This is a genomic window from Enterococcus sp. 2201sp1_2201st1_C11_2201SCRN_220225 (assembly GCF_040925905.1).
In the GTDB taxonomy this organism is placed as follows: domain Bacteria; phylum Bacillota; class Bacilli; order Lactobacillales; family Enterococcaceae; genus Enterococcus_C; species Enterococcus_C asini_A.
Genome location: NZ_JBCOJC010000003.1, coordinates 21,473 through 32,684 on the forward strand (window position 1 = coordinate 21,473; position 11,212 = coordinate 32,684).

The 11,212-nt window shown below is 41.9% G+C and carries 9 protein-coding genes; all 9 read left to right on the forward strand.

Features of this window, described 5'->3' with window-relative positions; genetic code table 11:
* Window positions 1-540 precede the first annotated feature (540 nt).
* The 9 genes from dnaA to rpsR all read left to right on the forward strand — a co-directional run bounded on the left by dnaA (window position 541) and on the right by rpsR (window position 11,203).
* On the forward strand, window positions 541-1,875 hold the full coding sequence (dnaA, locus tag AB5754_RS01490; protein WP_368250433.1) for a chromosomal replication initiator protein DnaA: 1,335 nt from the start codon (window positions 541-543) through the stop codon (window positions 1,873-1,875).
* Between the two features lie 169 nt (window positions 1,876-2,044).
* The gene (gene dnaN, locus AB5754_RS01495) at window positions 2,045-3,172 is read left to right on the forward strand and encodes a DNA polymerase III subunit beta (protein WP_311834611.1); all 1,128 of its coding nucleotides are present in this window, start codon (window positions 2,045-2,047) and stop codon (window positions 3,170-3,172) included.
* A gap of 295 nt (window positions 3,173-3,467) precedes the next feature.
* Window positions 3,468-3,710: a S4 domain-containing protein YaaA gene (gene yaaA, locus AB5754_RS01500; RefSeq protein ID WP_368250434.1), complete on the forward strand. Its 243-nt coding sequence runs from the start codon at window positions 3,468-3,470 to the stop codon at window positions 3,708-3,710.
* A complete protein-coding gene (gene recF / locus AB5754_RS01505; RefSeq protein WP_368250435.1) occupies window positions 3,697-4,812 on the forward strand; it encodes a DNA replication/repair protein RecF in 1,116 nt (371 codons plus the stop codon). Before yaaA ends, recF begins: the two co-directional genes overlap by 14 nt.
* Before the next feature lie 60 nt (window positions 4,813-4,872).
* On the forward strand, window positions 4,873-6,822 hold the full coding sequence (gene gyrB, locus AB5754_RS01510; protein WP_311834614.1) for a DNA topoisomerase (ATP-hydrolyzing) subunit B: 1,950 nt from the start codon (window positions 4,873-4,875) through the stop codon (window positions 6,820-6,822).
* A gap of 11 nt (window positions 6,823-6,833) precedes the next feature.
* Window positions 6,834-9,323, forward strand: a complete 2,490-nt coding sequence (gene gyrA, locus AB5754_RS01515; RefSeq protein ID WP_368250436.1) for a DNA gyrase subunit A — start codon at window positions 6,834-6,836, stop codon at window positions 9,321-9,323.
* 716 nt (window positions 9,324-10,039) lie between these two features.
* Window positions 10,040-10,339 (forward strand): 30S ribosomal protein S6, encoded by a 300-nt coding sequence (gene rpsF, locus AB5754_RS01520; protein ID WP_311834616.1) that lies wholly within the window; start codon window positions 10,040-10,042, stop codon window positions 10,337-10,339.
* Window positions 10,340-10,393: 54 nt separating this feature from the next.
* Entirely contained in the window at window positions 10,394-10,936 is a 543-nt protein-coding gene (gene ssb, locus AB5754_RS01525) for a single-stranded DNA-binding protein (RefSeq protein WP_311834617.1), read from the forward strand.
* A gap of 30 nt (window positions 10,937-10,966) precedes the next feature.
* The gene (gene rpsR / locus AB5754_RS01530) at window positions 10,967-11,203 is read left to right on the forward strand and encodes a 30S ribosomal protein S18 (protein WP_311834618.1); all 237 of its coding nucleotides are present in this window, start codon (window positions 10,967-10,969) and stop codon (window positions 11,201-11,203) included.
* The last annotated feature ends 9 nt before the right edge of the window (window positions 11,204-11,212 follow it).

Sequence of the window (11,212 nt, forward strand, 5' to 3'; positions counted from 1 at the left end):
CTCCTAGAAAAAAAGTTATCCCCAATACAAATTTTTCGTTGTGAACGCTTGTGGATATCTTTTTGTGCTAATTTTTTTCTTCACAACTTTTTTCCCGCTTTTCCCCAAATACCCACAGGTTGAAAAACTTTTCCACAAGTCGCTTTTTCATTGTGGAAAAGCACATAAAACCTTGTTAAAACGGCCTGTCTTTTTCACCTATAGCTGTGGATAATTTTTTTATTATTCATTTTTTTCCACACTTTTTAACAAGCAGTGGATAACTTTTTTTCACCCTGTGATTTCTTTCTTTTTAGATTATCCCCAGTTGTGGATATTTTTATCTCTCATTAATTTGCTCTGCTTTTTTTAACGTAATCTGTGGAAAACTTTTGGCGAACGTGATAAATTAGGGGTACATTTAAAAAAAGGTTATGGAACTCGAGCCTCTTATTTTGATTGTCACAGGCAAATCATCATGGGTGGCTTGTGGGTTTTTGTTGGTAAAAACCCCCTTTCCTCGTTTTATCCTAAGTCTATTTGCCTGCGAGGAGGACAGCTATGCAATCTATTGAAACCATCTGGCCTTTGATGCTAGATAGTTTAAAAAATGTGCTAAGTGAATTAAGCTATGAAACCTGGGTCAAGCCTAGTAAACCAATTTCTTTAGAAAATGATCACTTATTAATCGAAGTTCCCACTCCTTACCATATTCATTACTGGAACAAACACATTGCCGGAAAGTTTGTCGAAAATAGTTTTCGTCTTTTCGACCAAGAGATTATCCCGGAATTTGTAGTGCCTGATGAATTTGAAGGACAAGAAGTCCCACCCAAAAAAGCGACACCCCCAGCACCTAAACCTGATCCGAATAACTCAGTCTTAAATCAAAAGTACACCTTTGATACTTTTGTGATTGGGAAAGGAAACCAGATGGCCCATGCGGCCGCTTTAGTCGTGGCTGAAGAACCGGGATCGATTTATAATCCCCTCTTCTTTTATGGAGGCGTTGGTTTAGGGAAAACTCACTTGATGCACGCCATTGGTCATCAATTATTACAAAACAATCCCTTAGCCAAAATCAAATATGTCAGCAGCGAAAACTTTACCAATGACTTTATTTCCTCTATTCAAAACAATAAAATGGATGAGTTTCGAAAAGAATACCGCAGTGTGGACTTATTATTAGTAGACGATATCCAGTTTTTGGAAAACAAAGTGGAAACTCAAAATGAATTCTTCTACACCTTTGAAGAACTCTACAAAAACAACAAGCAGATTGTGTTAACGAGTGATCGTCTGCCTAGTGAAATCCCGACTTTACCAGAACGTCTGGTTTCTCGCTTTGCCTGGGGCTTATCCGTGGACATTACACCTCCAGATTTAGAAACCCGAATTGCCATTTTGCGCAAAAAAGCTGAAGCCGAACGTTTGGAAATTCCTGACGATACTTTAAGCTATATCGCTGGCCAAATTGATTCCAATATCCGGGAATTAGAAGGTGCTTTAGTTCGGGTACAAGCCTTTGCTACTATGAATAACGCGGATATTACCACCAGCCTTGCTGCCGAATCTTTAAAAGCGTTAAAGAGCAATGGTGGTGCCACCCAACTTTCCATTTTGCAAATCCAAGAAGAAGTAGCGAAGTATTACCATATTTCTTTGAAGGATTTAAAAGGTAAAAAACGAGTGAAAAACATCGTGGTGCCTCGGCAAATTGCCATGTATCTGTCCCGGGAGTTAACGGACAATTCCTTACCGAAAATCGGCGCAGATTTTGGCGGTAAAGACCACACTACGGTTATTCACGCCCATGAAAAAATTCAGCAACTGCTGGAAAAAGATGCCATTATTCAAAACGAAGTTAATGAGATTAAAAATTTGCTCTTCAACTAAGTGTGGATAAATAAAAGGAAATTCTTATTTTTATCCACAAATTATCCACAGTGGATAACCTTGATGTTACAAGGCTCTTTTCGACTTATCCACTGTTCTCACAGAGCCTACGACCTCTAGTACTTATTTCCCTTAAATCATTAAGAATAAAAAGGAGTGTTTCCCCAACATGAAAGTAACCTTGAACCGTTCAATCTTTATTCAAGAACTAGCTACTGTCCAACGGGCCATCTCAAGCAAAACGACCATCCCCATTTTAACTGGGGTCAAAATTGAGTTAAAAGAAGCTGGACTTGTGATGACTGGTAGCAATGCAGACATTTCCATTGAAACCATTTTGGACAAAGAGAATGAAAAAGCCCAAATGCAAATCGAATCTACTGGAGCCATTGTTTTACAAGCCCGCTTCTTTTCAGAAATCGTCCGTAAGTTACCAGAAGATACCTTTACCTTAGAAGTGATGGAGAATAATCAAGTTTCCATTACGTCAGGAAAAGCGAACTTTATTGTAAATGGCTTAGATGCGGATAATTATCCACACTTGCCGATTGTTGAACATACCAATGAAATGACCATTTCTGTAGAATTATTGAATCAATTAATCGGTGAAACCGTCTTTGCTGTTTCCCAACATGAAAGCCGCCCCATTTTAACTGGGGTTCACTTTGTCTTGGAAAAACAAAAATTATTAGCCGTGGCCACAGACTCTCATCGTTTAAGTCAACGCATTTTACCAATGGAACAAGCTGGGGAATTCAATATCGTAATTCCCGGTAAGAGCTTAGTGGAACTTTCCCGCTCTCTTTCTGATAAAGAAGAAGATGTGGAAATTAGCATTATGGAAAACCAAGTACTCTTTAAAACCAAGAATATGTTGTTCTACTCCCGCTTATTGGAAGGAAACTACCCTGATACCAATCGGTTAATTCCCAATTCTTTCAATACCGAAATTGAATTCAACGTGCCAGCTTTCTTAGCTGCTATTGAACGGGCTTCTCTTTTGTCCCATGAAGGCCGAAACAATATCGTACGCCTGTCGATTTCTGATGAAAATGTCATCTTGTATGGGAATTCACCGGAAGTCGGGAAAGTGGAAGAAGCTTTAAACTATGAAAAAGTCAGTGGCGATCCTTTGGAAATCTCCTTTAATCCAGATTATATGAAAGCTGCTTTGCGGGCTTTTGGTGATATGAGTATCACGGTGAAATTTATTTCTCCAGTGCGGCCGTTCACCTTGGAACCAACAGAAGGTCAAGGAGACTTTATTCAATTAATTACGCCAGTGCGCACGAATTAAAAGCAATAGCTCAGTTCTCAGTCAAAAGGGCTCTTACGCCTTTTTGACTGAGTAACTGTTATGATTTATCTTGTTTTTCATGAAATGTTGAAAAACAACTGTCACACTTTCATAAAATGTAATTCCTTAAAAAACCCCTCTAAAATCGTTTTTGAGGGGTTTTTTCTTTTTGGCTTATCTTTTATCGAAAATAGCTAACTCTGCTGAGAGGGAAAAAGAACAAGATAAATTTGTATTATCCTTAAATAAAAGGTATAATAATACTATCTGTTTACGGGTGAAATGAGGGCTGAAAATGAAAGAAAAGATCTATTTGCGGCAAGGTTCTGAGTATATGACCCTGGGGCAAGTCCTAAAAGAGGTCAATGTGATCTCCAGTGGTGGGGCTGCTAAGTGGTATTTAGCCGAAAATACTGTTTTGATCGATGGTGAGCCAGATGACCGTCGTGGCCGCAAGCTGTACCCTGGCATGATGGTGGAAATACCAGAGGCGGGGACTTTTTTTATGGATAAGGAACCAGACGATGCGCCTGAATAAGTTGCAACTGCGCAATTTCCGCAATTATCAAGAGCTAAATTTGGATTTTGAGGGAAATATCACGATTTTTCTCGGAGAAAATGCCCAAGGTAAGACCAATCTATTGGAAAGCATCTATGTGTTAGCAATGACCCGCAGCCATCGTACTAGTAATGAGCAAGAGTTGATTGCTTGGGATCAAAAAGAGAGCTATCTTGCGGGAACTTTGGAAAAACATAGCGGAGTCTTACCTTTAGAGATCACGTTGACGAAAAAAGGTCGTAAAACCAAGGTGAATCATATTGAACAACAAAAACTTTCCAGTTATGTGGGTCAGATGAATGTGATTTTGTTTGCCCCGGAAGACCTTTCGTTGGTGAAAGGCTCTCCACAAGTACGGCGGAAGTTTTTGGATATGGAAATTGGTCAAATTGATCCGATTTATTTGTACAATCTCGTCCAATACCAGCGAATTTTAAAGCAGCGAAATCAGTATTTAAAGCAAAGTGCTACCAAAAAAAGTGACGCGCTTTACCTTGGGGTATTAGATGAGCAGCTGATTGAATTTGGCAGCAAAGTGCTCTTAGCTCGCAAGGGGTTTGTGAAACGGCTAGAGCATTGGGCTAACAATTTACATCAAAAGATTAGCCAAGGCAAAGAAACATTGACACTAGCCTACAACTCTTCCGTGGATTTTGAAGAGGATGCTACGCTAGAAGTCATTGCCGAAAAGTTTTCGGAAGCCTTGAGTAAAGTGCGAGAAAAAGAGCAGTTTCGTTTGAGTACTCAAGTGGGTCCCCATCGCGATGATTTGTCTTTTGCCATTAATGGTCGGGATGTACAGACTTATGGCTCCCAAGGACAACAGCGCACCACTGCATTAAGCGTCAAGCTGGCTGAAATTGATCTGATGAAAGAAGAAACGGGAGAATACCCGATTCTCTTATTAGACGATGTGATGAGCGAATTGGATGATTCTCGCCAGCTGCATTTGCTAGAGACCATTGAAGGCAAAGTACAGACCTTCTTAACCACCACCACTTTGGAACATGTAAAAAATAAAATGACGGTAACCCCGGAGATTTATTACGTGAACCAAGGTGCTTTACAAAAAGAGCCTTAACCAAGGATTTACATAGAGGTGGCAATCACCTTGTGGGAAGTAGTGAAAGGAGCAACATGAATGTCAGAAGAGGAAAATAACTTACAAGAACGGGCCAAGTCCTATGACGCCAGCCAAATTCAAGTTTTGGAAGGTTTGGAAGCTGTTAGAAAGCGCCCGGGGATGTATATTGGTTCTACTAGTGGCGAAGGGTTACACCACTTAGTTTGGGAAATTGTAGACAATTCTATTGATGAAGCCTTAGCTGGTTTTGCTAGCAAAATTGAAGTTATCGTGGAAAAAGATGACAGTATCACCGTAAAAGATAACGGTCGGGGAATTCCTGTGGGGATTCAAGCCAAAACCGGTCGTCCTGCTGTAGAAACCGTCTTTACTGTACTTCACGCCGGCGGGAAATTCGGCGGTGGCGGATACAAAGTCTCTGGTGGTCTCCACGGGGTGGGCGCGTCAGTTGTTAATGCCCTCTCCACGAGCTTAGATGTAAAAGTCTTTAAAGAAGGCAAGATTTATTTCCAAGAATTTCGTCGGGGAGCCGTAGTAGATGATTTGAAAGTCATTGGAGAAACAAAAGAACACGGAACTGCAGTTCACTTTGTTCCCGATCCAGAAATTTTCACGGAAACTGTAATCTTCAACTTTGAAAAATTGGCTACTCGCGTGCGGGAATTGGCCTTCTTAAATCGCGGGTTGCGGATTTCCATTGAAGATTTGCGCCCAGAAGAACCAGTCTTGCGAGAATACCACTTTGAAGGTGGCATCAAGAGCTATGTGGAACACTTGAATAAAGGGAAAGCTGTCCTTTATCCAGAACCAATTTATTTAGAAGATGAGCAACAAGACATTGCTGTGGAAGTCTCCATGCAATACACCAACAGCTACCACACCAATATTTTGAGTTTTGCCAACAACATCCATACTTATGAAGGCGGAACCCATGAATCTGGCTTTAAAACCGCATTGACTCGGGTGATTAATGATTATGCCCGAAAACAAAAGCTGATGAAAGACAATGATGAAAATCTTTCCGGAGAAGATGTACGGGAAGGATTGACAGCAGTGATTTCCATTAAGCATCCAGATCCTCAGTTTGAAGGTCAAACGAAGACCAAACTAGGTAATTCTGAAGTGCGGACAGTTGTGGATCGCTTGTTCTCTGAGCATTTCATGAAGTTCTTGATGGAAACACCTAATGTAGGCCGGCAAATCATTGAAAAAGGGATTGTAGCTTCAAAAGCCCGCATGGCTGCCAAACGGGCTCGAGAAATGACTCGCCGTAAAGGAACCTTGGAAATCAGCAACTTGCCCGGAAAATTGGCAGACTGTTCTTCCAATGATCCGGAAAAATGCGAATTATTCATCGTGGAAGGAGATTCTGCCGGCGGTTCTGCTAAACAAGGGCGCAATCGGGAATTTCAAGCGATTTTGCCAATCCGGGGGAAAATCTTAAATGTAGAAAAAGCCAGCATGGATAAAATCTTAGCCAACGAAGAAATTCGTTCCCTATTTACTGCTATGGGGACCGGATTTGGCGGGGATTTCGATGTCTCCAAAGCTCGTTACCACAAATTGGTTATCATGACCGATGCGGATGTGGATGGCGCTCATATTCGGACTTTACTTTTGACGTTGTTCTATCGCCATATGCGTCCCATTGTGGAAGCAGGTTATGTTTACATCGCTCAGCCGCCATTGTACGGGGTGAAACAAGGGAAAAACATTACCTATGTGCAACCAGGAAAAGATGCAGAAGAACGGCTACAAGCTACCATCAATGCCCTTCCTGCTACCCCTAAGGCTACAGTTCAACGATACAAAGGTCTTGGGGAAATGGATGACCATCAACTATGGGAAACCACGATGGACCCAGAAAATCGTTTAATGCTCCAAGTTTCCGTAGATGATGCAGCCGAAGCGGATCAAATCTTTGAGATGCTTATGGGAGATCGTGTAGAACCGCGGCGAGCATTCATTGAAGAAAATGCCCATTACGTGAAGAATTTGGATATTTAGGAGGAGAAACGGTGGAAGATCAAAAAGAGAACATTCAAGAGGTCAACCTTACCAGTGAAATGAAGACCTCCTTTATCGACTATGCCATGAGCGTTATCGTCGCTCGGGCTTTGCCAGATGTGAGAGATGGCTTGAAACCAGTGCATCGTCGGATTTTATACGGCATGAGTGAACTAGGGGTTACCCCAGATAAGCCCCATAAGAAGTCAGCCCGGATTGTTGGGGATGTTATGGGTAAATATCACCCCCACGGCGACAGCGCCATATACGAATCTATGGTGCGTATGGCACAGCCTTTTAGTTATCGTTACATGCTAGTAGATGGCCACGGTAACTTTGGTTCCGTGGATGGTGACGGTGCCGCGGCTATGCGGTACACGGAAGCTCGTATGAGTAAACTGGCTTTGGAAATGCTACGGGATATTAATAAAAATACCGTGGATTTCGTCAGCAACTATGACGATACCGAACGAGAACCAGAAGTCTTGCCTGCTCGCTTCCCTAACTTATTAGTCAACGGAACTACCGGGATTGCCGTGGGGATGGCTACCAATATTCCTCCTCACAATTTGCGGGAAGTTACCGCAGCTATTGAATTGATGATGGAAAAACCGGATGTGACGACTAATGAATTGATGGAAGTCTTACCGGGCCCAGATTTTCCAACGGGTGGTTTGGTCATGGGCAAATCGGGCATTCGCCGAGCTTATGAAACCGGAAAAGGCTCCATTACCGTGCGGGCTAAAGTGGAAATCACGGAAATGCCTAATGGAAAAGAACGGATTTTGGTTACGGAATTGCCATACATGGTCAATAAAGCCAAATTAATCGAACGGATTTCCGAATTGCACCGGGACAAGCGGATTGAAGGAATTACCGATTTACGGGATGAATCTTCCCGAGAAGGTATGCGGATTGTCATTGACGTGCGTCGGGATGTGAGTGCTTCAGTCATCTTAAACAATTTGTACAAGATGACGGCCTTGCAATCTTCCTTTGGTTTCAATATGTTGGCCATTGAAAAAGGTGTGCCAAAGATTTTAAGCTTAAAAGAAATCTTGGCCAATTACATTGAACACCAACAAGAAGTCGTGACTCGACGGACGCGTTTTGACAAGGAAAAAGCCGAAGCTCGGGCTCATATTTTAGAAGGCTTACGGATTGCTTTAGATCATATTGATGAAATTATCGCCATTATCCGGGGCTCCAATACGGATGATGAAGCGAAAACCACCATGATGGAACGCTTCAAGCTCTCCGATCGCCAAGCCCAAGCAATTTTGGATATGCGTTTGCGCCGTTTAACCGGTTTGGAACGAGGCAAAATCGAAGCAGAATACCAAGATTTATTGAAATTAATTCAAGATTTAATTGATATTTTGGCTCGTCCAGAACGAGTGCTAGAAATCATCTTAACGGAATTAAAAGACATCGCCGCTCGCTTTGGGGACGATCGTCGCACGGAATTATTAGTAGGCGAAGTCTTAAGTTTAGAAGATGAAGACTTGATTGAAGAAGACGAAGTGGTTATTACATTGACCAATAACGGCTATATCAAACGGGTTTCTAACAGTGAGTTTAGAGCCCAACGCCGTGGTGGTCGTGGGGTCCAAGGTATGGGGGTTCACGATGAAGACTTCGTGAAGACTTTAGTCTCTTGTTCTACCCATGACACTCTCCTCTTCTTTACCAATATGGGGAAAGTTTACAAAGCAAAAGGTTATGAAATTCCAGAATACGGTCGTGCTGCCAAGGGGATTCCAGTGATTAACCTCTTAGGAATCGACTCGACTGAAAACATTCAAACCATCATTGCCGTAAACGGTGGCCCAGAATCTGGACGTTACCTCTTCTTTACGACTCGTTTAGGTGTGGTGAAGCGGACTTCTGTGGAAGCTTTCGCCAATATCCGCAGCAATGGTTTAATCGCCATTGGCTTAAAAGACGGGGATGAATTGGTCAGCGTGCTAGAAACTGCTGGAGACTCCACCATTATTATCGGTACTCATACCGGCTATTCGGTAACCTTTAAAGAAGAAGCCGTGCGCGATATGGGCCGAACTGCTGCTGGTGTGCGAGGAATTCGTCTGCGAGAAGATGACTATGTAGTGGGTGTTGCCACTCTTACCGATGACAAAGAAGTCTTAGTTATCACCGAAAACGGTTATGGCAAACGCACAGCCGGCACAGAATACCCAATTAAAGGCCGTGGTGGTAAAGGGATTAAGACCGCTAATATTACAGCGAAAAATGGTCCATTAGCTGGTTTAACCACCGTTAATGGGGATGAAGACATTATGGTTATTACCGATAAAGGAGTCATCATCCGCTTTAACGTAGACGGTGTTTCTCAAACCGGCCGGGCAACTCTCGGAGTGCGTTTAATGAGAATGGAAGATGAGGCCAAAGTAGTAACCATGGCTGTAATTGAGCCAGAAGATGCTGAAGAAGTTGATGAAACAGAAACTACTGAGGCAACAGATACATCTAGTGAAGAGTAAAAGAAAGAGTTAACTTATGAACCACTGCCTTTTAAAGGTGGTGGTTCTTTTGTATCCTGCAAAACTTAGATGTCTGTTTTCTCCCCACTGTCTTTGATGAGAAAACAGAGTTATCCACTGGGAATAACGAGGAAATCGAAAAGGAAAGTTATGCTTAAATACTTATCCACTGTGGATAACTCTTTAAATAGGCGATTGCCGCCCTACTTCAAGATGTAGTGCTAGAAACTCGTTTTAAAAGTAGATTACGTTAGAAAATGAGATATCGGCTTAACCATACAATTATGCAAAGAGTCAGATCACTTCACCAGTCCCTTTTACTATATAGTGTATGCCTAGATTAGGTAGCATTATGGTATGAGCTACTGCATTAAAAATACCCCCCTACCGTAATTCAAAAGATAATAATGAGCTATCGCTGGGAATTGACTTCATCGGCTCAGTCCGCCCAATTCGCCGCGGCCTAAGAGCCGGAAACTGTAGCTATGCCAAACTATAAATCGGTTTTTTCGAGAAATTTTTAAATAGCAGTGAGTTTTTAAACAAATGGACGTATTTGCTTATGGAGAAGAAGTTATTTCATCAGAAAAGACTTGCTTTTTACGTAGTATTCCTGTATAATTTTACTTTGTGAGTACTCTTATAAGAATTTTATTAGATGCTCTCTCTGCTCTTGGGAAAACCGAGGGCCAAAGACCATAGGGAGGTGAAAATCAATGGAAAACACGAAGTATGAAATCATGTACATCATTCGTCCAAACATTGATGAAGAAGCAAAATCTGCTTTGATCGAACGTTTCGATACAATCTTGAAAGACAACGGCGCTGAAGTTGTTGAATCAAAAGATTGGGAAAAACGCCGCTTAGCGTATGAAATGAACGGATTCCGTGAAGGTATCTACCACATCGTTAAAGTTACTTCTCCATCAACAGGCGCAGCGATCAATGAATTTGACCGTTTGGCTAAAATCAATGGCGATATCTTGCGTCACATGATTGTAAAAGAAGAAGCTTAAACAACTGATTGTTTCACGTGAAACATTCGAAAATGTGGAGAGGAGTGAATTCTTTTGATTAACAATGTCGTATTAGTCGGTCGTTTGACCAAAGATCCCGATTTGCGTTATACCGGTAATGGAACAGCTGTGGCCACGTTTACCTTGGCTGTAAACCGTAATTTTACCAACCAAACAGGGGATCGGGAAGCTGATTTTATTAACTGTGTGATTTGGCGAAAATCTGCAGAAACACTAGCGAACTATGCCCACAAAGGCACGTTACTAGGAGTTACGGGACGCATCCAAACACGGAATTATGAAAATCAGCAAGGTCAACGAGTTTATGTTACTGAAGTGGTAGCAGACAACTTCCAATTATTGGAATCTCGGTCTGCTTCTGAAAAACGCCAACAAACTGGTGGAAGCAACTATGGTAGTAACCAAAGTAACTTTGGTGGCAATAGTGGACAGCCTTCTGGTAGCAACTCCTTTGACAATCAAAATCAATCTTCTCAACCATTCAATGGAATGCCGAATTTCGACCGTGATACTGCTGATCCATTCAGCAATTCTGGCACGTCAATCGACATTTCCGATGATGATCTACCATTTTAATAATGGGTAAACTGATAGGAGGGAATTTAAATGGCACAACAACGTAGAGGCGGACGTAAACGTCGTAAAGTAGACTATATTGCAGCAAACCATATCGAATATATCGATTATAAAGATACTGAGTTGTTAAAACGTTTCATCAGCGAACGAGGAAAAATCTTGCCACGTCGTGTAACTGGTACTGGTTCCAAGAATCAACGTAAATTGACGATTGCAATCAAACGGGCACGAATCATGGGCTTGCTACCTTTCGTAACTGAAGAATAAGTCGTGATT